Source organism: Vagococcus sp. JNUCC 83 (assembly GCF_053667615.1).
The window spans coordinates 1,704,022-1,726,786 of record NZ_CM132204.1; the positions used below are offsets into that span (position 1 = coordinate 1,704,022).

General features: G+C 29.1%; 24 protein-coding genes and 1 pseudogene. 4 read left to right on the plus strand and 21 right to left on the minus strand.

Annotated features, from left to right (window positions below; all coding sequences use genetic code 11):
• Positions 1-158: 158 nt before the first annotated feature.
• Both JNUCC83_RS08260 and JNUCC83_RS08265 read left to right on the plus strand, forming a co-directional pair.
• Positions 159-1,082, plus strand: a complete 924-nt coding sequence (locus JNUCC83_RS08260) for a tyrosine-type recombinase/integrase (protein ID WP_454459570.1) — start codon at positions 159-161, stop codon at positions 1,080-1,082.
• A gap of 60 nt (positions 1,083-1,142) precedes the next feature.
• A complete protein-coding gene (locus tag JNUCC83_RS08265) occupies positions 1,143-1,994 on the plus strand; it encodes a hypothetical protein (protein WP_454459571.1) in 852 nt (283 codons plus the stop codon).
• Positions 1,995-2,055: 61 nt separating this feature from the next.
• Here JNUCC83_RS08265 and JNUCC83_RS08270 read toward each other — a convergent pair whose 3' ends face one another.
• From JNUCC83_RS08270 to JNUCC83_RS08325, 12 genes are all read right to left on the minus strand, one after another.
• Entirely contained in the window at positions 2,056-2,298 is a 243-nt protein-coding gene (locus JNUCC83_RS08270) for a hypothetical protein (protein ID WP_454459572.1), read from the minus strand.
• A gap of 294 nt (positions 2,299-2,592) precedes the next feature.
• Positions 2,593-4,434: an ATP-binding protein gene (locus tag JNUCC83_RS08275; RefSeq protein WP_454459573.1), complete on the minus strand. Its 1,842-nt coding sequence runs from the start codon at positions 4,432-4,434 to the stop codon at positions 2,593-2,595.
• A complete protein-coding gene (locus tag JNUCC83_RS08280) occupies positions 4,424-5,503 on the minus strand; it encodes an SIR2 family protein (protein WP_454459574.1) in 1,080 nt (359 codons plus the stop codon). The genes JNUCC83_RS08275 and JNUCC83_RS08280 overlap by 11 nt, the downstream gene beginning before the upstream one ends.
• A 397-nt stretch (positions 5,504-5,900) precedes the next feature.
• Positions 5,901-7,169 carry a hypothetical protein gene (locus JNUCC83_RS08285; protein ID WP_454459575.1) on the minus strand — a complete coding sequence of 423 codons (1,269 nt, stop codon included), beginning with the start codon at positions 7,167-7,169 and terminating at the stop codon, positions 5,901-5,903.
• Positions 7,170-7,626: 457 nt separating this feature from the next.
• Positions 7,627-7,839: a type II toxin-antitoxin system RelB/DinJ family antitoxin gene (locus JNUCC83_RS08290; RefSeq protein WP_227288708.1), complete on the minus strand. Its 213-nt coding sequence runs from the start codon at positions 7,837-7,839 to the stop codon at positions 7,627-7,629.
• A 28-nt stretch (positions 7,840-7,867) separates the two neighbouring features.
• On the minus strand, positions 7,868-8,764 hold the full coding sequence (locus JNUCC83_RS08295) for a ParA family protein (protein ID WP_454459576.1): 897 nt from the start codon (positions 8,762-8,764) through the stop codon (positions 7,868-7,870).
• A 316-nt stretch (positions 8,765-9,080) separates the two neighbouring features.
• Positions 9,081-9,383: a hypothetical protein gene (locus tag JNUCC83_RS08300; RefSeq protein ID WP_454459577.1), complete on the minus strand. Its 303-nt coding sequence runs from the start codon at positions 9,381-9,383 to the stop codon at positions 9,081-9,083.
• Complete coding sequence (locus tag JNUCC83_RS08305; RefSeq protein ID WP_227288705.1) at positions 9,364-10,023, minus strand: recombinase family protein; 660 nt, start codon at positions 10,021-10,023, stop codon at positions 9,364-9,366. The genes JNUCC83_RS08300 and JNUCC83_RS08305 overlap by 20 nt, the downstream gene beginning before the upstream one ends.
• A 314-nt stretch (positions 10,024-10,337) precedes the next feature.
• Positions 10,338-11,432 (minus strand): hypothetical protein, encoded by a 1,095-nt coding sequence (locus JNUCC83_RS08310; RefSeq protein WP_454459578.1) that lies wholly within the window; start codon positions 11,430-11,432, stop codon positions 10,338-10,340.
• A 164-nt stretch (positions 11,433-11,596) separates the two neighbouring features.
• On the minus strand, positions 11,597-11,812 hold the full coding sequence (locus JNUCC83_RS08315; RefSeq protein ID WP_406718822.1) for a hypothetical protein: 216 nt from the start codon (positions 11,810-11,812) through the stop codon (positions 11,597-11,599).
• Entirely contained in the window at positions 11,805-12,221 is a 417-nt protein-coding gene (locus JNUCC83_RS08320) for a hypothetical protein (protein ID WP_454459579.1), read from the minus strand. Before JNUCC83_RS08320 ends, JNUCC83_RS08315 begins: the two co-directional genes overlap by 8 nt.
• On the minus strand, positions 12,214-13,443 hold the full coding sequence (locus JNUCC83_RS08325) for a phage lytic cycle repressor MrpR family protein (RefSeq protein ID WP_454459580.1): 1,230 nt from the start codon (positions 13,441-13,443) through the stop codon (positions 12,214-12,216). The genes JNUCC83_RS08320 and JNUCC83_RS08325 overlap by 8 nt, the downstream gene beginning before the upstream one ends.
• Before the next feature lie 190 nt (positions 13,444-13,633).
• Here JNUCC83_RS08325 and JNUCC83_RS08330 point away from each other — a divergent pair.
• Positions 13,634-13,855: pseudogene (locus JNUCC83_RS08330) on the plus strand (GMP synthase (glutamine-hydrolyzing)); the annotation flags it as partial.
• 85 nt (positions 13,856-13,940) lie between these two features.
• On the opposite strand, the gene JNUCC83_RS08335 reads toward JNUCC83_RS08330, so the two are convergent.
• The 7 genes from JNUCC83_RS08335 to JNUCC83_RS08365 all read right to left on the minus strand — a co-directional run bounded on the left by JNUCC83_RS08335 (position 13,941) and on the right by JNUCC83_RS08365 (position 19,555).
• Positions 13,941-15,542: a hypothetical protein gene (locus JNUCC83_RS08335; RefSeq protein ID WP_454459581.1), complete on the minus strand. Its 1,602-nt coding sequence runs from the start codon at positions 15,540-15,542 to the stop codon at positions 13,941-13,943.
• 86 nt (positions 15,543-15,628) lie between these two features.
• Complete coding sequence (locus JNUCC83_RS08340; protein WP_454459582.1) at positions 15,629-16,606, minus strand: Replication initiation protein; 978 nt, start codon at positions 16,604-16,606, stop codon at positions 15,629-15,631.
• Positions 16,607-16,836: 230 nt separating this feature from the next.
• Entirely contained in the window at positions 16,837-17,166 is a 330-nt protein-coding gene (locus JNUCC83_RS08345) for a hypothetical protein (RefSeq protein ID WP_454459583.1), read from the minus strand.
• A 199-nt stretch (positions 17,167-17,365) separates the two neighbouring features.
• Complete coding sequence (locus tag JNUCC83_RS08350; protein ID WP_454459584.1) at positions 17,366-17,743, minus strand: hypothetical protein; 378 nt, start codon at positions 17,741-17,743, stop codon at positions 17,366-17,368.
• A 93-nt stretch (positions 17,744-17,836) separates the two neighbouring features.
• Positions 17,837-18,169 carry a hypothetical protein gene (locus JNUCC83_RS08355; RefSeq protein ID WP_454459585.1) on the minus strand — a complete coding sequence of 111 codons (333 nt, stop codon included), beginning with the start codon at positions 18,167-18,169 and terminating at the stop codon, positions 17,837-17,839.
• Positions 18,166-19,347 (minus strand): site-specific integrase, encoded by a 1,182-nt coding sequence (locus JNUCC83_RS08360; protein WP_454459586.1) that lies wholly within the window; start codon positions 19,345-19,347, stop codon positions 18,166-18,168. The genes JNUCC83_RS08355 and JNUCC83_RS08360 overlap by 4 nt, the downstream gene beginning before the upstream one ends.
• On the minus strand, positions 19,340-19,555 hold the full coding sequence (locus JNUCC83_RS08365; RefSeq protein WP_454459587.1) for a DUF3173 domain-containing protein: 216 nt from the start codon (positions 19,553-19,555) through the stop codon (positions 19,340-19,342). Before JNUCC83_RS08365 ends, JNUCC83_RS08360 begins: the two co-directional genes overlap by 8 nt.
• Before the next feature lie 139 nt (positions 19,556-19,694).
• On the opposite strand from JNUCC83_RS08365, the gene JNUCC83_RS08370 reads away from it, so the two are divergent.
• Complete coding sequence (locus JNUCC83_RS08370) at positions 19,695-20,264, plus strand: helix-turn-helix domain-containing protein (protein ID WP_454459588.1); 570 nt, start codon at positions 19,695-19,697, stop codon at positions 20,262-20,264.
• Between the two features lie 318 nt (positions 20,265-20,582).
• Here the strand turns inward: JNUCC83_RS08370 and JNUCC83_RS08375 are convergent, their stop codons facing one another.
• The gene (locus tag JNUCC83_RS08375; protein ID WP_454459589.1) at positions 20,583-21,149 is read right to left on the minus strand and encodes an antirestriction protein ArdA; all 567 of its coding nucleotides are present in this window, start codon (positions 21,147-21,149) and stop codon (positions 20,583-20,585) included.
• 411 nt (positions 21,150-21,560) lie between these two features.
• The gene (locus JNUCC83_RS08380) at positions 21,561-22,589 is read right to left on the minus strand and encodes a reverse transcriptase family protein (RefSeq protein WP_454459590.1); all 1,029 of its coding nucleotides are present in this window, start codon (positions 22,587-22,589) and stop codon (positions 21,561-21,563) included.
• Between the last annotated feature and the right edge of the window lie 176 nt (positions 22,590-22,765).

The following is a 22,765-nucleotide window of genomic DNA, read 5'->3' on the forward strand; positions in this document are numbered from 1 at the left end:
GGGAATTGGTATAGTTTGTAAATTTATATATTTCAACATATACAATGGATTGGTATACTTTAAAAAGTGGAACTAGCAACTATTCTTGGAATATTTGACCTACAACTGTTCTCAAACTCTCTTTTCAATTATTTAATAATTGGAAGGAGAGTTTTTTTATGCGTTTAAAAGAATTACAAGAAGAATATCTACTAAATTTAGAAATATTAGGTAGAGCAGATGGCACTATTTGGAATCACACCTACTCTACTACATTATTTATTCAGTTCATGGATGATAGGTTTGATATTACTCATCTTGAGGATGTTCGTTCACCTCATCTCAAACAGTTAGTACTACATTGGAAAAACGATAAAAAATGGGCTGCGAGAACTATAAATAAGATGACTGGCTTAATCAAAGTTATGTTTAATTACGCTGTTGATGAAGGCTATCTCACCGAATATAATAATCCTGTTAATCGTCTAAAGAAACTCAAAGAATCAAAGACTATTTTTGTTTCTTTTGATGATGAAGAAGTTAGAAGAATCCTTGAATCCTGTACAGGCAGTACATATAGCAACATAAGAGATAAGTTAATTCTTATGATGTTATTTGACTTAGGGATTCGTGTTTCAGAATTAACACATTTGAAAACTATGGATATCCGAGAGAATCATATATTAATACGTGGTAAAGGAGACAAAGAAAGATTCTTATATATTAGTCCGATTCTTAGGAAACAAATCATAAAATTTAAGGCTACTAAAAAAGAACGTTTTAAACACAAACTATCATTTGAACTTGATGATTATTTTTTTATTAATCAATGTGGTAAACAACTAAGTCGCTCACGTATCAATAAAATACTGAATGAACATGCTGAGAAAGCCAATATCAGAGAGGAAATTAGAGTTTCGCCACATACATGTAGACATTACTTTGCTCATGCTCAATTAAGAAATGGGCTTGATGTTTATAGTTTGAGTCGTCTAATGGGGCACTATGATACCAGTATTACATCTGAGTATCTAAGAGGTTTAAATGATAGAGATGTTCTAGTAAAAGGGATTCAATCCAGCCCTTTATCAAATATTAAATAACACGACTTATACAATATAGGTTATAATGATACTTTAACAAAAAAGAATTGGAGAATTTAAATGAAAGACGGAAAAATTCAGGGTATTGGATTTATTGTTGCTATTATATTCACCTTTATTATGCTCACAGTTGGTAGAGTTCCTACCGTCGAGGAGCAAGAACAGAAGAAAGAAGAAGACAAAATTGAGTCAAATAAAAAGGAACAAGCAAAAAAATACGAAGAAACCTTAATGTTTAGTGAATCTGTTGGCATGACGCATTCTGACGGAACGGAATTAAAAAAAGTAGCATACAAAGATCGAGAAAATCCAGACATCGAGAGATTCATTTTAGAAGACGGTCAAACTTTTACATTTGAATTTCAAATGCTTGATTGGAACGTTAGCCTAGATGATGTAGCGAATAACGATATGAAACTCGCTACTATGGAAATGATGGAAAATATAGACTACGATAGATTAAAGTTGGAAGATAACGAGTCTAGAATAGATTTTAAGAATCTTAGAGATTTTGAATTAGACGAGGATCGAATGATTCTCAGCTTCAAGGCAGATTTAAAAGAAGACGAGTACGGTATGAACCATCTTCCTATCAACCTAAATTTAGAACTTTTATATGGAAACACTAAGGTTATTGTTCGTAAGAATGGCGGAGATTTCGCTACGACAACACCTTTCGCAGAAATTATAAAAAACAGAACCTACGAAGACGATGGTAGAGTTATGGGGCAAGGAAATGCGTCTGAAAAAGAATCATCCCCATACACTTCTTGGATAAAAGAAACCTACGAAGAGGGAGAAGATACGACAATTCCTTTAAATGACGGTAATATAGAGGATTGGGATCACATCTTAGACGAAGAAGAAATCGAAAATGGAATAGCTGCAGATGGAGAAGGTATTTATGATTAGTACCTTTTTCTCTTTTTTAACAAAAAAGCTACTAATTTCTTAGTAGCTTAAATATTTTAACCTAGTCAAATTTTCCATTTCTATTTTCCTCAATTAAAGTTTCAATAACTCCGTCTTTTTTAAAGAGTACATAGATAAAAAATAGTCCTATCGGTAGCCAAGGATTCATCATAAGTCCTGTTTTATAGTAGATGAAAAAGACAAGTGACATAACTAAGATAAAGAATAACCACATACTTATCACAATTGCCATCGTTTCAAAAATTGCTGCAAAAAACATCCTCGTGTATTTCATACTAAACACCTTCAACTCCTCTCATTATCACTTACTCTTCACTCAAGTAAAAATCACCTAGTTCATACGTCATGACTGATGTTACCTCTAATTCACATTTTACGACTAGATCACAAATTTTATCTTCATTAATCAACATAATAACTCTCGTACCTACTCTAGAATATTCAATACGTAATAATTGATTATATTTAGCAATACAGTTTGTACGGCTAAGTAGGAAAAATATTAAATAACGATTTATCAATACACTTATTATTGCTTATTAAGTAGTGAAACTCTTAAATCAATTAAAAAGTTTCATTAAATTTCCCAAACATCACTTAATTTTATATCGTCACTATTTGGTCGAATATTTTTCTCTTTTTCTACTTTCACAAAAATTGGTACCTGCATTGCATTGCCAGTCACTATAGCTTCACCTTTTCCCAAGCTTGGAATCATTTCATACGAACTATTATCCAATGTTGGCATCGTATTCTCTAGCATTCTTAAATCTTTTTCATTTACTAACCTATGAATAAAATAATTATGCACTTGAGATAATATAGTTGGAGAAATATCGGCTGGACGTTGGCTAGATAAAGTTAGATAAAATCCGAATTTTCTTCCTTCTTTTATTATTTCCTCAAAAACAGCTATTCTATAATCTTGCCAACCATCATTATTATTTACATAACTCGCTTTCAGTATGTTATGTGCTTCATCGATTATTAAATGTTTTGTATTATTTACATTTTTTCCTGTGACATTCATTTTTTGCTCATCATAAATCATTTTTGATAGAAGCATCGGAACGACTCTTTTAATTTCTTGATTACAATTAACCAAAGAAACCACGTTTAGCATTTTAAAATGATCATTTGTCTCATCGACAATCTCTATTACCTTGATTAAACTATTAATTGATGAATCTATTCTTTTAAATAACGGATTTATAAATTCAATATTAGTTCCTCTCCAAGCTACTTGATGAATTTTTTGAAATTCTAAATGAATTTTCAATTTGCTTATTATATCGGAAATATCATACTGATTAGCAATTGCTACTTGTATTTCATCTAATTGTAATTTTGTATAGGCCTCTGCGCTTACACCAGATTTATTGTTAATCCATAATTTAGGTTCTACTATATAACTTTGATACTGAGTATTATAATCGATTGACTTTAATATTTTGAATAATTCAGTATCTTTAACGAAATTACTTGCTAAATCAGCCCACATATTTTTTGCTTCAGAAGATGCATCATTACCTGTTGTTAAAATTCTTTTTAGTGTTCCTATAACAAATTTTGAAAACTTTGTTCCATCAAACTGGCTCTCTTCCCAAATTTTCATTGCATTTCTTAGAAACGGTACTTGTGTAGCTGTTGTTGCATCAAACAAAATAGAAAGTATATCTGGATCAAATAGATACTCTTGCTTTATCGGGAGCTTAGTGCCATCGGTAAATCGAGTTGAAATATCAAACACTTTCTTACGAGACTGATCCAAACCAAAACTATTTTGATTGGTGTACTCACCGTTAAAATCTATAATGAAAAATTGTGAATGCTCTTCAATTTTTGATAAGAACGATTTTCTAAATAGTTCTAAATAAAGTTTATGCATTGTATTGGATTTACCACTTCCAGTATTTCCAAATATTCCAATATGAGAAGCAAAAAAATTATTAATAGATAGATTTATCACTTGGTTCTCTAAAAGTGATTTTCCTAAATAAATTACATGTTCATTCTTTTCTACTCCATAAATTAAATTTAATTCTTCCCTACTTGTCAATGTAACTTCATTTCCAACCATTGGAACGTATTGGCTAGTAACTTGAAACTCACCATTTTCTATTACACCTTTTGTTTTTAATGTAATTAGTCTATTAAGAGCGTTTTTGTTAAACCTATTATCAAATTCTACACTTTTAACAGTGTTCTGCTGATCTATTATTTTTTCTGTTGATACTGAAGCAATGATTTTTATATCATTTTGATTAATTGTTAAAAAAGCTCCTATTTTAGGCCCTGTAAGAACCTCACCGTGCCATAAAAAGTTAGAATCATTAGACATACTATACATACCTACTTGTGAGATACTACCATTCACTCCAACAATAACGCCTAATTTTTTTTGTAAACTATTCTTCATGACTTTCACCACTGTAATTTTTTCCAGATAAAATTTTAGTTAGACTTTCTAATTCTAGACTATACCAAATCTCTTCATTTTCTTCTCTATGTATTCTTAAGTATTGTTCTGCATTTTTAAAATCCTTAGGAGTATAGATTTTAAAATTATTAGGTAAACTCTCCAGTTCAAGGTTTTTCATATATATATCTTTATCTTTATCACTATAACCAAAGGCTATTATAATTAGTTCTGGGTTCTTCAATGCTCTTAGTATCATCTTTCCTATATGTTTATCTTGAAAAGAGAATCCTATTGTAAATAAAATAGACTGTGGTTTATCCAACTCTAATTGAAAAACTCTCAACATCTCATGAAAATAATTATTTAAGAACGTGTCTTGCCCTTCTAATCCCGTTGGCTTAACTACCATTGGATTATCAACAACTTTTTTTTCTACAATAATCTTTTTATCAACTTCATCCCAATTAACAGACCCGTGAGGTTTAATCAAGGTAATAGATGGTATTTCACTTATATAATTATCATTTAATCCTTTATATGAAACTACTTGATTATAATTTGAACTATCTAAAATTCTCTTAAAATAACCACTAGCTCCATCATTCAAAACAAATCTATGTTTAGAAGATAAACTATCAAGTGATTTTTCTATAAATAAATCATAATTGGTTGTAAAAATGTTCACACTTCTAGGAACTTGCCTTGCATTGGAAGCATTTAATATATTTAAAATTTCAACAAAAAAACTAGTATAGTCATTTAGGTTAGATTCAATCCGCCCTCTCTCTTTTATACTTTTTGCCATAAATTTATATATATCAGTAATAGCTAATTGTTCTACTTGGTCAATTTTCTTAAACTCATTTATCAACATTGAACTTGTAAATTGGACTTGTTCTAATAACAGATCATTTGCAGTTTTTCCACTTTGTTCATCATCTTCATATTGACCCATTAAGCCAACAGATTTCGCTGAAGTTCCAGAACCTATTAATAGATTCAATTGTTTTGTAATAGCTAACTTTCTAATTCCCTTAATCCACTCAATATCATTTGTTTGTTCCATTTCCCCTAACATACCTTCATACTCTCCGATTCTTTATTTTTATATAAATTTAATTCAAATAAGGCATTCATCAATATTTTAAGTATATCAGTAATACCATTTTACATCATTACAATAATAGTAAAATAAATACCAGTTGAATTGTCCTTAGGTATCTACTCATATTTAGACATGTTGAAATTCTACTTTGAAAAAGGAACTATTTAAAGTTAACATTAATTGTAATAGAGTTTGAATTAAAGTTAACTGAATATACAGGTGTTAGTAACAGGTTAGACCTACAGGTTTAGAAAATCAATTCGGCTTGCCAACTCCAGTTTGCTTTATCATTTCACTATTTCATATTAAAACTATTTACGTAAAATTACTGTTGGTAAAATAATGATTTTATAAAGTACTAATCTAACGATACATAACTCTTATCATTTTCACTATTATAAATGATTCTAACTTTCTCGGGTTTAGTTAACTTAACTGGTTCTTCTAATGATAAATCTATATGATTACTTAGTATTTGAGAAAAATCAGCATCTAGATAATCGTATTTTTTATCTTTATTATGTAAAGCTTGAACAGAACCAAGAGCTCCTCTCATTCCTCTTTTTATTCTTCTATTATTTTCTAAGTCAATTTCATAGACAATTCCATGATCACTGTGCCATGTCTTAATATTTTCAAATAAAGACAGGACTTTTTTTTCTTCTATATTATATCGACTAAAAACCATCTCTTTTGGTCGATCACCTTTCCCTAAGATTAACTCAATATTTCCAAGCTCTTGAAGAGACATCATCAAACTAATCAGAAATTTTATTTCCTTATCTAAGTCTCGACTTTTTTCTTCATACTCCTTGATTTTTTTCTTATTTATAGGTTCTAGCTTAATTTGAAGTAGTAGTTGTTCAATCAACTGAGCTATATCACTTTTTAGCAAATCAATCTGAATAAGTTTATGTTGTCTAACTTCTTCACTTCTCATAATCTCATCACTAAATTTTGACAATTCCATAACATCAACAATTTTTGTAATAACATTACTTTCAAATTCATTTTTTTGAAAATCACCTATGCTTTTGATTTCATTTTCAATAGTTTGTAACCTAGAATTTATTTCTGACATATAGTACTGCCCCACCATAATTGAAGCTATATTCATCACAGATGATACAGTACCCATAACATTACCTAACTTAGATCCTAGCTCTACTGGAACAAGATTGGCTTGCCCTGCAATTTTTCCGTTTGCATTTTTATAAAAACCTCTAACAGCTCCCTCTAAATCACCTGATTTGGCAAGCTCCACTCCATTAGGTATTATCACTTCAAACAGACCATTAGCAGGTATTTTGGGTTGATTCAAATAGCTAGCAGACTCATTCACGATAGTTGGCACTAAAGAGCTCACATGCGAAAGAATAGACTGATCAGTCACTTCAATCAATTTTGTTTCATCAAATTCATTTCGAGTAATTTCACCTAATAGGATATCCATTTGATCATTAAATGGGCGATCGTTGGCAGGCTTCTCTATTGTACTTGATACTTCATTTGAGTCTATTTCATCGTTTACATTTTCTTTTGTATTACTCTTCTCATGCTGCTCCCTGTAGTACAGCAATATACCAATAAGTAATACTATGACTACAATCCCAATTACGTACTCCATAAATACCTCCAAATAAATGTTATCTATCAATATTATATCAACAATAAGTATATAAACCTATATACAATCATACTAATATACGAGTATTTTCCATACCAGCAAGTAATCTATCAACTTCTACATACAAAAAAGAAGGTGTAAAGAATTTTTCCCTACACCTCACTTCATAAAGTTTTTAAGTTGCTATCACAGGTAATTAACCCTATCTATCGCTCTAATTTGGTAACAAAATGTTGGCTTTATCACTTTATCACTTTATCACTTTATCACTTTATCACTTTATCACTTTATCACTTTAGTTAATTATAACAATTTTTTTATTTCCTAAAATAAAAATTAAAATTAAAATTAGAAATGTTTATTTCTTGTCATTTATTGGACGTTTACTTGAATCAGTTAGGAAATCATCTAAATCAATTATAGCAACACAAAAAAACTAGTAGCTATATTTCGACTACTAGTTTTTTTCTGTAAAATATTCTCTCATATCACTCTTTTCTTCCTCTGTTAATGATAGATCAAAGGGTAGTCCTTTAGTAGCTACAACCCGAGTAATAAATGATCTGATTACATCTTCCATTGTAAATCCTAATTTATTCACTACATAATCTGCCTTTTCATACAGTTCTGTATCTATCTCTACATCTAATTGCACGATTTTTTTATCCAATTTTTTTCCTCCTACATAGCTATGCCTACTACTTTGAGTAAATAATCTCCTTATCTATCAATTCATTAAAAAAAATATCATATGCTTCAGATAATTTATCAGTTTTATTTAATCGCGTGTTGATTTGATGTTTTAAAAATTTTAACTCTCTATTTTTTTCAGACATAGGTATTTGACTACTAAAAAACGGTATATTGTTGCTTGAACTCATTCTAAATATATCTAATAATATTTTATTGGTTGTATTTTCATTAATTTTTGTGACTAAAACTGGTAGTAAACCAGCTATTTCTACTTTAGGATTAAATCGTTCTTTTAAACTTGAAATTGAATTTATCAGTCTGATCAACTCTCTCTCAGAAGACTCTGTTGCTACAAAAGGAATTATAATACTATCAGACACATTTATTACCGAACAGGTAACTGAGTCTATAGAACTTGGTGTATCAAATAGTATATAGTCATACTCATCATCATATTTTTTTACAATATTTTGATATAAATTATAATAATCTTTCTTAAATCTCATTTTAAATATATAATTCCACTCTGATATTGATAGCCCTATATCTGCCCCATCTTTTTTATTCTTTATAAGTTCATTTTTCTTTTTAGACCACTCTTCATTGTATTTTTTTACAGTATCAAATTCAACAAAGTCTATATCTGATGGACTTTTAAGTACATCTATCTGAAAAAAAGCATTTTCTTCAAATAAATCGCCGCTACAGTCACCACTTAATAAAGACTCTGTTGAACCTTTTAATTTTACACGACTTAATATTTTTGTAATCTCACCTTGAGCATCAACTATCAATACTTTTTGATTACTCCCTTGTTGAACAATTTTTTTTGCAAGGATTAATACTGATGTAGTCTTTAAACATTTTCGATTCACATTAACAAAAGAAATTTTTCTAGCCATAATATCCCTCCTAGTATATATACATATTAACATAAACACGTTTTTATTCAACTTAAATAATAAAAAGTGTCAATTATACTGTTTGTATTTTACTATATATGTTAATTAGTAAAACTAATACTTATTGATAATTTGATATTTCCCATTTGATTTAGTTTAGAGTAGATGTCAATACTACTGTTTATAATTTCCAATATTTTTTGATTTTGGTGTGAGTAAACTGACTATATCTTTTAAAATAAAAAGATTCGACCTGTTTAGAGCCTATTATCCCCCTAGGGGCTAGCCAACAGATCGATTCTTACTTATATTCAATTTATAATTTTTCAATTGTCTGATCTAAATATCTCTCAAATAATTCATCTTCAACATAGAATAAATCCTTAGCATACTGTTGATTGCTTTCCTTATCCACAAATCGATAGTCTGATTTCAACACTTCTTTAGTAAAGCTCTCATTCAAGTTAAACATAAACTGTTGAAATCGTTGTTCATTCGCAGTTGCTTTCCAAATAATCAAAAGCTTTTCTAATATTTGAGGTGTACGTCTTTCAATCTCTTCACCTTTACCTAGATCTCTTATAACCTTTCCCATCATCTCATCCATGTCCTTGTTCATTTTCAAATCCTCCCTCTTCAACACTCAATCTATTTTTTATCGCATATACAGTCTTTCTTGAGATATTAACTTTCTCTGCAATATTCTTAACTGTTTCTCCTTTATCAAGAGAGTTAACAACTTCATCATAAACAAGCTTCTCAGCACCCTTTGCATCTCTATGATACTTAACTGGTCTGCCTTTATAGACTCCACGCTCTTTAGCAAGCTCAATCCCTTCACGTTGTCTCTCTTTAATCTTGTTACGTTCTGATTCAGCAACATAAGAAAACACCTCTATAACAAGGTTTGTCAGTAAATCTCTCAACGCTGGTTCACTCACACCAGAGAAGGTAGGTAGATCAAGTATCTCTACGTTAGCTCCTTTATTTGCTATCTCTTGCAATAGTTCTTTGATATCTCGACTGTTTCTTCCAATCCTATCCAAGCTCGTTATAACGACTGTATCACGCTCTCTGATGAATGACAACATGTTATTCAATTCAGTTCGATCTGATATGTTCTTACCTGACATCTTTTCTTTGAATACTTTTAGTTCTGCATCATCTATATCATTTTTCTTTTGCCAATCTAATATAGACTGCTCTTGTCTAGCTAAATTCTGATCTGATGTTGAGACTCTTAAATACGCTACATACATTAAGCTTACCTCCTAGTATTTTAAATGTAATTGAAACGCAATTAATAGTCAACCCATAGGATACAAAAATATCATCACAAAACACTTAAATTTCAAGCATCTCATGATGATATTATTTTTTCTTTGAAGTGTACCCAAAAGTAACACATTTAATTACAATTTAAAGACTACAGTTAAGCATTATTTCCATTTATCATCGATATATGAAAATAATGCTTAACTACACTCATTCTACTATTCTACAGTGCTTAACTACCTATTATTTCACATTAAACAACAAATTACGTTTTCTTTTTATTCGCTTGTGTGTGTGTTTAGGTGATTATTTTACTTGCTTTATCAATCAATTTCCTTTGTTTTTTTATTTGATCTTTAATAGTTTTCACATGATTTGAATTACTATATTTTGAAGCTCTAATTCGATCACTATCTAAAACCCTGTAATTATCCCAAGGATAGTCTTCACTTGTTTCTCTCCCAATTGTTTTTGAAATTTCCATAACTTGATAATGTACACCACTTTTTAAAAATATATAATATTCTTCAAATATAAATATCTCATGAAAGCAATCAGTAATGTAGTATCTGTATTCTGGTTTATTATCTATTACTCTTTTCGATAACAGTACAGAGATAATTTTATGATTGATTAGAAATCTAACGCTATCTGAAAAAGATTTTGTAGAAATTCCAATCAAACCAGAGATATTTTCAAAAGTTTTGTAACATACTGAAGATATGGTTCTAACATTTCTTTTTTCCTTACTTTCTTGTTTCATTGGTTTAACTTGAGCAGATGTCATAATTGCGTAAAATGCTGATATGTGTCTTTTCGTAATTTGAAAATCTTGACATATTGAATTTTCAACAATAGTGTCAAAAAGTTTCTTATGTATAGAATTAAAAATTTCTCCGTTAATAGATAAATAAAAACTTTTATTGTCTTTTGTTTTTATTACATCTACTTCATCCAACTGTTCGCATAATATGACAAAACGATCGAATGATTTCCTTATAGTTGTTTTTTTATTATTATCAATTTCATTAGAATGATGAAATAAAAAATACGCTATAGCTGAATCTTTTGAAACATAATAATCATATTTATATCGTGGCTTATTTTCTTCATTATAACCATCAATAGAAATGTTTTGATTAAATCTATTAATAACTGTCAACCAACAGTAAAATGATGTTCTATCTTGGTTAGATAATTTCTGAACTGACTCTACTAAAGGTACTTTAAAATAATCCTTATAGTCTGTTCCTCTTGTATTATCAACAGCTGAAAGTAGCCACATTCTAGGACTAACCCAAATTATGGCACCAGTTTTATCAGTTCCAAACATCACAAACCGTTCTTCCTTTTTTTCATTTAAATCATTTTGTTCTACTTTAACATTTTCCAAGTGCATCCCCTTTTTTCCGATTCGACTTACGGAATAATAAAGTGTACTTATATAGTACTGTGTTAATATATAGTCCGTAATAATTCAAATTATTATTGAGTAATTTCTAAAAATAGAAATAAAATTCAATAATAATTTGAATTAGTATCTACGGACACAACATTTTAAATCTCACTATCTTTTATTACTGCCAATAATTCATTTCTCTTACTAATATTCTGTCGTAGTGTCATTCTAACCTTTTCAATTTCAGACATATCAGAGGTAAATAGCATATCAAATACTAAATTTTCTTCTTCTTGTCTTAATAAACATTTCTCTAATTCAATGAAATAAACGACACTGTCCAGACTTACTACTTTTTTTAACTCTTTACTCATCTATCAATTTCTCCTTTTCTAATCGTTGTTTTAAAAACCTGCTTAAACAATGTAATCCTACTATTGCTATACTTAAAATTAAGATCATCATTTCACCTTGAATCTCTTTAAACTTATTGGTAGTTTGATAGTATTTACTTGTTTTGCTGAGTTGTAAGTGACATTCTTTTATATTCATCTTGATTATTAATGTGTCGATTTCAAATATTAATTCCGTTCTTCTAATTTTTCTATTAATCATTTTATTTATTTTTCTCTGATTTTTTTCAATTTTCCTATACATTTTTTCATTGCTTCTGTGTATTTTTTTAATGACTTTTTCTGATTGCATAAATTCCTCCCTTTCAAAGTTGTCAATGAGTGTCTTTACTTTTAAAAGTGAATCAATCTCACTTTTAAATTCATTCATACATAGTATAAATCCTTCTTAATCTAGCTATTCTGATTTTATTTGTATCTAATTTCACCTCCTCCTCAAAAATTCCATTTGAGTTCCATTCTCCAAACCGTTTGAGTGTTTTTATGATAGCCTCTGTCTCAGATAACCCATTTTTCATAAATTTATTGATGTAATGACTCTTTCCACAATTTGCTATATATCTAGTTGAAAAATCATCAATTTCAGGATTAATAGATTCCATTTGTCTTCGGCATTCTTTAATCCTATTAATCGTCCCTCCATAACTAAGTGTACCAGAAGGACTATTTAACTTATCTCTTCTACCCTCAGCACTTCTTAATAGATAAGGTGTTTCAACTAAGTTTAGATACTCAAATTCATGTCTATTAATCCGAATCATATTTTCTGAATTTGCTGCTCTATCAATACATTTCATAACTTCTTGATCCAATTCTAATGTCCTATCTATGGATAAATTAAATCCTCGATTATCCAACTTGTCTGTACACGATTTAATACAAATAGATTCAGTATCAACATCATTTTTTAAGAGATGTCTTAATTCATCTGATTCATCAATTCTAGACAAGGTAATTCCTTCAAAAATTAACAACGGTATAATGCCTTGTTGTGGGTTTATCATAGTATTAAACAGAGAGATAAGATCATCTCTAGTTAAATTTTTTTTCTTTTCATCTACGGACAGTATCATAGAAAGATTTTTAGTTGTTTGATATTTAGCCCATAAGTTCTCTTTTACCATCAATCCATACTCTCTCGAATAAAAATTATGATAATCTTTATAGATCTTTATTCTAAATTTCAACCCATAAAATGAAAATCTATCTCCTAATCCATTAATCGTTTGTATGATTTCTTCTTCTGAGAACAGTAGTAAACTTTTATTAAACTTGGTTTCATAAGATTCCACTCCTTCCAAAGCAAGCTGGGCATACTCAACACTAGATTCGGATTCCCAGATATTTGATAAATGTGTTATAAAAATAGACTTTGCTGCTCTATTGAAATTGAAGGGATTTTCTTTTTCCCCTTCAAACAAAGGATTTACTTCATCATCTAGTTCATTACTGCTAATTAATGCACCTAATATTGGTAAATCTGAATCATTTAAACAATTAATCCATTCACCATCATTAGATATTACTCTATTTAATTTTCCCGATGTTAACTCTGATAACTTTTCACTAGTTCTAAAAAATAGTATTTTCATATTTTCACCCCTGCCAATAATATATCATCTAAACGAAAAGGTGTCAATGAGTTTATCTAGTTGGAAAGTAACAAAAATATTTATGATTACTTTTTTAATTACCTCATATATATTTATCACCTACAACTATTCACCCTTGATAATTAACCTCAAACGTGCAACAATTCTACTAACTAAATAATTGAAAAGAGGCATCCGTTCAGTTGGTGTTATGGGAGACGGTCGTACTTATGACTACACAGTTGGTATCCGTGCCATTACATCTATTGATGGAATGACTGCTGACTTCGCTCGTATTGATTGGGACTTATTACAAAAAATCTCAGTTCGTATCGTAAACGAAGTAGCCCACGTTAACCGTATCGTGTATGACATTACGAGTAAACCACCAGCAACTGTTGAGTGGGAATAAGATATAATTATTAAAAGCCTTGAAAAATCAAGGCTTTTTTCTTATATTTTTATTTTGTGGTAACAATTTGGTAACAATAATACTCTTAAAAGTTTGGATTCCAATTATAGTCAATGTTTTTTTCACGACGGTTCTTAAATTGTTTGTACATAAAGTTATTGTGTATAGGAAATTCATTATCAACATCATATTGAATTTGAACTATAAAATTTTCATTATTTGGAAACAAGCTCCTATCTTCACCTCTACGAACTTCTTTTTTATATAAAACCAAATAAATTATATCAGCATCCATTTTTCCATGCTTAACTTTATGCGATGAAAAACCATAATTCTCATATTTCTTAATTTTTTCTATTATAGATTTAGTTGCTTTTTCAACATGTTTTTTTCTTTTCGCTCTTTTTAAATATCCTACTGCTTTAAATCTTTTTTTCCCTTCTATACTTATATCTTCAATCTCCGTCACATAAAAATCTTCATTTTCTATATCTTGATAGTATCTAAAAGCATCTTCATATAAATTTCTTTCTTCCTCATTTACCGACCACATCATTACTTGGTTTTGACTTAAAATAGTTTTATATGCTTCCTCATACGTTATTCTTCCACTTATCAAATTATTAACCGTAATACAATCAACAATAAAAAAAGAATTTAATGTTTTTGGTGAATGATAAGATATCATTATGGAATCCTCTAAAGATAAATTTCTCAATTGGAATATTCTTTCTGCTGTACATAAACCGAACATTATTCGAGAATCTATATCTAAATCAACACCTAAAAGTTCAACATTCACTTGTTGTTTGATTCCTCTATCATTACTTATGTCTTGTGTAAATACTTTATCACAACTTATAAGTAATGTGGACATAGATAATTTTTCAAAAAACAATGAAGTTTCTTCATGAACTAAACTATTTTCATAAACTTCATCATATGTTATGTTCTTTTTACATAGATATGATATCCAAGATAATATAATACCACTTACTCCGTCAAACAATTGAAGCATTGAATCTCTCAATTCATAAGTACTAGATTCTTGTATAAAGTATTCCCCCCCAATTGTATATGAAAATTTAACTGTCGAACCACTAATTTTAACTCCACCATGTGACATTGCATTACGTATATTAGAATCAGCTAAATCTGTAATTTTTTGATAACCTCTTGTAGGCTTTGATAAACATTCAATTTGTGCAGTTAAATGTTTTTGAAAGAGTTTATCATTATTTTCTATTATACTTTGAAATTCGATAAATAACTTTAAGTTATCGCAAAATACAGTATTAAGCATGTCATTATATATATTGATACTAAAAATTTTAGTTTTTAATTCTTCACTAGAATTAAATCTATTCATTAACATGATACGTTCTTCTAAATCAATTAAGCTATTATAGCTACTTATTAACAAATGAAAATTAGATAATAATGTTGATAACATTAGCTCGTCACCTAATTTATTTTCAATTTCTTCTATCTTTTTTAGTGAAAAATTAAATGTTTCTTTATCGTAATGTTTTAATTGAGGATTTTTAAAAAATTTATATAAAATTGGATAATAAATTGATGGTAAAAATTTTACATTAGTGAAATCTCTTATAAATATCTTTTTCATTTCTTCCAATTCTGGTTCTTTAGTTGATTCCCACCAATTAATGTAATCTATTTCCTCCATTCCCAGCCCCCCTAAAAGATTTATTAATTATATTATACTTTTTAAATATTTACGTCACAATATAATTTTTACAACAAACTAAGATATTAAGAAAATAAGATATGATTACAAAAATCTACTAAACTAATTTTTTGCGGTACATCATAACAATATTCAATATCTAATATTGCTATTCTAAATCCATCACTTAAATCTACATCACTAATATCTCGGGCTAATTTATTATATTTAGCTTTTGACATCTTACCTAATTGAGAATATAGATTCGGTGCCTTATCCTTTGTGTATAGCATGATTTGCTCTTGTACTGATAAATCATGAACTAAATAATTTCTTTTGGTAATTTTTGTTTCTTGTAAAATATGAAAGTTATTCTTAATTTGTTTCTCTATAAATTTTGAGCCATTTAATTGAAACTCCAACCTCCAATAGCAATCATAGCTACCATATTGAAGTATTTCAACATCTGTCCCTTTCTTTTTACGCTCTTTATATTTATCATACATTCTTATTTGAAACTCACTTTTTGGCGAACCCCAATAAACTGTTTCAAGCTTATCATCTTTACCGTAAAAAACACGTCTGCTCATTGCCTTATCTATTACATAATCATATAATTCTCTTTCATAATCAAAAGCAATATCGATTCTAGAAATACCTATATTATTAATATTTGGAACAATCAATTTAAAAATAAAATCCATTTGGTCTTTTCTAGATATTCTAGGGTTAAATTCTAAGCGAAAATTTGAAATTTTTAATTTTTGAGCTTTTTCTAAATTGTACTCTATGTAAAAATTTTCATCAGCATCTTCAAATAGCTGTCCTGTAAAATAATCCGAATGATGATACTTAAGTTTGCAATTATAGTCATACAACAATATATCTTTAAGTTTATCTGTCATATTTCCTACTATGGTTAATCTATCAATGTAACAGCCTAAATAGCCGTAATCTGTTATATAATCAAGTAGTTGCATTGGTATGCTTCTATTTTGAAAGTCCGTTTTATGATACTCTAACTGGCTGTTAGAGAGAGCCAGTTTTTTCGTCTCTTCCGTCAACCTACATCATCCTCTACCTTTAGTCACTTTTTTGTTATTTAATTATAGCCTAACATCTTCGCCCTGGCACATCCGTGCCTAGCTCCGATTAGCCGACTCACATTCGCATCTGCTCATTTACCGTCTAAATAGAAACGCGTCCTCAATGCTCACGCGAGGACGCTCAAAAAGGCATCCGCCTTTTATGTTCTAAGCTTACGGCTATCAACCCAAATGTATAGCACCAATAACTAAATTTTAAGCTCTTTGTTGAGAACTGGACGTACATTGTCAACTGTAAACCATAGACGACCATTGAACTGTCCCATATTCAACCCTTCAAGCTCAATATCACGTGTTTTGTTAGTTTTCATTTCATCAACTGAAATAGTCGGTGTAGTTGTTTTAATCTTAACGCTAATCATTTCCATATAAAACGGTGATTTATCATCTTGTAAAGATATGTTCACTCTATAAGCCACAATAGCCCCTGTTTCTCTATCTGCGACTGGTTCATATTCCTTTACTGCAACAAACTTATTTCCCAATAACTTAATATCTAAAAAATCATTGATTTCCATGTCTTCCACCTCATTAGTATTTCTTTCTGTTTATTAATCGCAAGCATTGACACATGGAACCTCTAAGCATGCATAATTTTTAGAGCGTTCAGCATTGAAAAGATCAATCTAAAATTGCTACTGCTGAACAGCAGACAGCTTAGCATGCACGACCACGTGTAAATGCACCACTTCGTTTTGCTATGTTTATAATTCTATACTAAGCATATACCCTCATAATATGCCTCTCAACAGCTCTTATATCATCTTCTAACCACAACTCCCTTAAATATGGATATTTATGTTCTTTCAACTTCTCAAATCTTTTAATAATCCATTGCTCCCAATCTGCATCAGAGTAGCCCTTGAATTTTCTATAACTCTTTAATAAAGCTGATTGTATTTCATAGTAAGGTATTACTTCATGTTCTTGATATAGACCATTAGTAAAGCGTATTTGTTCCTCAAACTGATAATATAAAGGTGCTATAATGCTTTTTGCTAATTCGACACCATCATTAACACTTGAAAAACTAGCTTTTAAAACTACTAACTCACTTAATGCTTTCTCATAACCTTTTACATATTTGCTTGTCATTTTCTATTCCTCCGATTTATATGGATTGTATCTTTATAAAATGGTAGTATAGACACATACATATTTGCTTGAGACTGGTTTTCCTAGGTGCAACTAGGCAGTCTCTTTTTTTATTTTCACAGCAGATGCATGGCCTCTTGTTTTCAATAGTCCATCTTCAATATAGTTGTAGACGTATAAATTCATTATTACTCCACCTATTTCTTCAAAACATTTATAAGTCTTGCATTGTCTACTTACATCTTTATAAACCGTGACAATAATTTCTTCTTGAATATCTGCATCATTAACTAATACAGTGTAGTCAGTTCTATATCTAAAAATAGGACTGCCATTCTCATAGTAACTAGCATCGTATCCTATAAAGCTTTTAATTCTACATTCAGCTTGTTCTAAATCCTTTAATAACCATTCTGAACTAATCATCTATTATTCCCCTTTAAATACTGATTTCCATTAAATTTATTCTTCATTAATCCTTCTGTTTCCTTTACTGTAATTATTCCATTAAGCTTGCTAGCAACCTCTTTATTAGCATTTGAATATAAATGCCCATATGTTCCTAAAGTTGTTGTAACGTCCTCATGTCCTAGCCTATCTTTTATAATCAAAGCATTTTCTCCTAATGATATTAGTAACGATGCATGGCTGTGTCTCAATGAGTGAGTTTTAATCGGATGAACATTAGCAAGCTTTGAGTGTCTTGTAATTATATGCTTACTGGTACTCTTGTTTGTTGGTAATCCATTATAAGAAATTATGTACTTAGATACTCCATGAGCTTCTTGTACTTCTTTCCAACTGCCTAAATTACTTTTTGTAATATCATCCAAAATAATTACTCTATTACTCGCTGATGTCTTTGTATCTGTTAAATAAAATTCTTTTGCATTTTTATAATACATGGACTTATTTATATTTAATTCTGATGTTTCAAAATTAATATCATTCCACTCTAATGCTTGCATTTCTCCTAGCCTAATACCTGTCATAAATAGTAACCATATCAATATAAATGAATAGTGTTCATAATAATTAGACCTATCGAATGTGGAAATGACTTTTTCAAATTCTTCTTTAGTCCAAAAATCTACTTTCTTTCGTTCCTTCTTAACATTACCTGCAATCTTTACTGGATTCTTTGAGATAAATCCTAAACGTACAGCTAAATCAAAACTTTTTTGTAATAAGCCACAAATATTTCTAATATATGCATTACTGTACTTTTCAGTAAGTGTATTTTGCCATTTCTTTATATGTGCTGGAGTAATTTTAGTTAATTTCATTCTGTAAAAATATTGTAAATGTAATTTTAATGACGATAGCCTATTTTCAAACGTTCTTTGCTTTACAGATTGTTTGTAATCAGGAATAAAATAGGTAAATAAAAAAGTTTCATAGTCCATAGTACTGTTTCTAGAAATAGCACTTTCTGAATGATTTTTCATAAAATCATCATATGCTTGTTTTGCATCTTTTTGTGTCTTAAATCCTCTTTTTTTCTTCTGTATCCTCTCCCCTGTAATTTCATCAAATCCTAAACTTGCAACAAAATACCAAGTTCCTCTTTGCTTATCCATATAAATATTAGAAATTTTAGGCATTTTGAATCACTTTATCATTAATGGCTAAATCAATTCCTAATAATTCTTCAACTGCTGTTACTGGTACACGTCCTAAACCTTTAGAATTATAATAAGCAAAACCTTTTTGAACCATTAATGCTTTTGCTCTACGAATTAAATCTGCTGATTGAGAAGGTCCGTATCCTATTTCCATTAATTCATCTTTGGTAATTGTTACTTGCTTCATATTCCATGTCTCCCTTCTAGTTTATTTATATCTTACAAGGGTAAAATAATTTTACCCTTGTAAGAACAATTCAAATATACTAAAATTAGTTAGAATAGTCAATAACAAACTAAAATTATTTTACCCTAAGGAGATTTGTATGAGATTATATGATGCTTTTCCAGATAACTTAAGAAATTTAAGAAAAAAAAATAAGCTAACTCAAAAACAATTAGCTAATGAATTAGACATTTCGAAACAAAGTATTCAAAATTATGAAACTGGACGTTCATTTCCTACTGACAATATACTAACTCAATTAGCAACCGAATTAAATGTCACTGTAGAAGAACTTATTATTCCAATCGAAGATACTGAAACTCAAAGAAAGATTGAAATGTTTAATAAAATTAAAGAATTTGAAGAAAAGAATTCTTTAGAAGGAAATTTTTGGAAAGTATACCTATTAGAAAAAATAGATGAGCTAACAAATTTTGAAATAAAACTTAAGTCTGTCCAACAAAACGAATTACAATTATCTAATTTTCTTAAAACACATTTAAAAGGCTCTTTAAATATTTCTACAAGTGAACAAATTGAATATATTCGTGGAAAATTTAAAAATGACATTGATAATACTATATCTAAGATAGTAAGCACAACATTAGATTCAGACTTAGAGAGGAAGGAAGCTTTTAAACGTGAACTAGATACCTTAAGGAATGACTAGAGTGGTCACAATTTGGCAACAACCCATAACAAACTATATCGATTTAATATAGTTATATGCTATTTAGATTCAATGAAATCAATACTTTAATATATATAAAGTAACTACTATCATTGAGTGGGAATAAAGAGCTAATACAAATCGAAGTGGGAAAGCCTATTTTAAAGCGTTTATTGAGATTATAAAGTGGATAAAACTACTTAAATAAACATGGTTTCCTGCCAAATCCCTGCCAAAATTAATAATTCTGGTGGGGATTTTTTTATCTAAAAATAAAAGTAATTCCACCACTTTGACAGGGTAGAATTACTTTTTGTTTTAGATAAATTCAATATAATAATCGTGATCTACAAATTCTCCACACATACTATAATTATAATCTCTACCAATTGCTTCATAATCAATATAATTAATTAAATTTTCAGGTATTACCATTATTCCTTCATCATATAAAGCGTAACCTAATTTCTCTTCCATTGTTGATCCTTCATATAAATTATGAATAATAAATTCTTGGTCTAAATTCTCTGATATAGCTTTTACTAATTCTCTCGGATAATCTAAATATCTTTCAATTTCTTCATACTGTTTAATTAGCGATGGAACATATTCATACTCTCCTACTAAAAAAGGAGCATCATAATCTGATATAAAATATTCTTCATATGGACTACCAAATTCATCTACAAACTCACTCCCTACATAAATCTGATTAAATGCTTGATTTAAGTCATCTCTATCAAACGGGAAATGTAAGTAAGTTCCTAACAGTATTCCTTCGTTATATGACTTTAAATTGGTTAAATACACCCAATAATCACTATCTCCACCTATTCTTTGTCCATCTGCCTTAATCATCATCTCTTCTGTAATTCTTTTTGCCATCTTTCTTCATCCTCTCAATTTTTTAAACATCCATTTTGTTTAGAGCTGAGGCGCAGGTTGTTAGGATGCAATCCTGACGATTTTGCTCTTTTGATTTAATTTTCAAACTGTTAGTATCAATTTAAAATGAATGGTTCATTTTGCTCTTTCGCTTTCGGCGCAACTTAAAAAGCATAATTATTTATTTTAGGAAAGGATGAAGAATTCAAATGGCTTGTCCTGCTCCTTGTAGAAAATAAATTATTATGCTAAATTGCATAGTCCGAATCGAAAGAGCAAAATGGAACATGGATTAATTGACATACTGAAAATAGAGATACAAAAAAAGACTTGCTGTTTTGCAAGTCTAATATTTTAATATTAATTATAGTTCAACTTTATATTTTTTAATAAGTACATCATAATAAAAAACTAATATATTTGTACTATGGCTTTTTCTATTCTTGTTATTAATTTACTTCCTTGAGTTTCCCAACTAGCAGATGTATTTGATTTCTTTTTTAACGAAGAGATTAAGAAAGACCTATTCCCACTTAGATACTCTAATAAATATTCTTTAGTAAAAACTCTTTTTTTATTATCTTTCGTTACGTTTTTATCTAAATTAATACTTTCTATTATAAATTCTGATGTGTTTTTTTTATTTTTTTCAATTATAAATAAAACTCTTCTAAGCTCTTTTAATTTTTTTTGACTTAAACGTACTTCAGATGAAACTACAAAACCATTTAAACTTAATTCATTTTTTGAACTTTTAGTTTTTTCTTTATTCAATTTTAAATTAAAATCATATAAAATATGACCGATCATTGAAATTGTTTTGCTAGATATTAGATCGGTTGACTTCTCTGAAGAAAGTATTATGTCATCTGCATATCGACTATATTTATAACCCAATTTAGAGCAATAATTTTGTATTCTTAAATCTGCTCTAAAAAAATAGTAATTTGATAAAAATGGTGATGATTGAAATCCTTGTGGTAATTTTTTTTCACAACTAAAAAGTAGCAAAAATAATCTTTCTAACTCTTTTCTTTTTGTTGGGTCCTTCTCATAATCTTCAACTATTTCTTTTATTAAGAAGTCTACATCTATTGAATCAAAAAACTCCTCAATATCTAATTTTAAAAACAATCGAGTAGCATCTCTAGATACATGATGATTCAAAAAATCAAAATATGATTTACCTTTTTTAAATCCATATGCACAATCTGGTAAAATCTTCAAAGAAAAATAATTGTTTATTATATATTTTTGAACACTCCATAGTAATGAGTTTTTATCAACCATATAAATTTCTCTAAGACCACCATTTTTTTTATTTTTACTATATTTTGATACTGTGTTTTCATAGTTAGCAAGTATTTTTAAAACCAATTCTTCTACTGACATTGAATAAAAAGTAGTTAATTGATCATATAAATTATTGTGTTTTTTCATATAATTCTCCAAAATGGTATGATGAGTACTCTCTTAAAGCCTCGCGGCGCGACAACAAGTGTGCATAGAGGCATACTTGTAGGCAAAATTCTCATTATTATTCTATATCCCAATCCCTTTTTCATGGATATCAAGAGTGTCAATCTTAATATCAGAAGTATGACGGGTTTTTATTA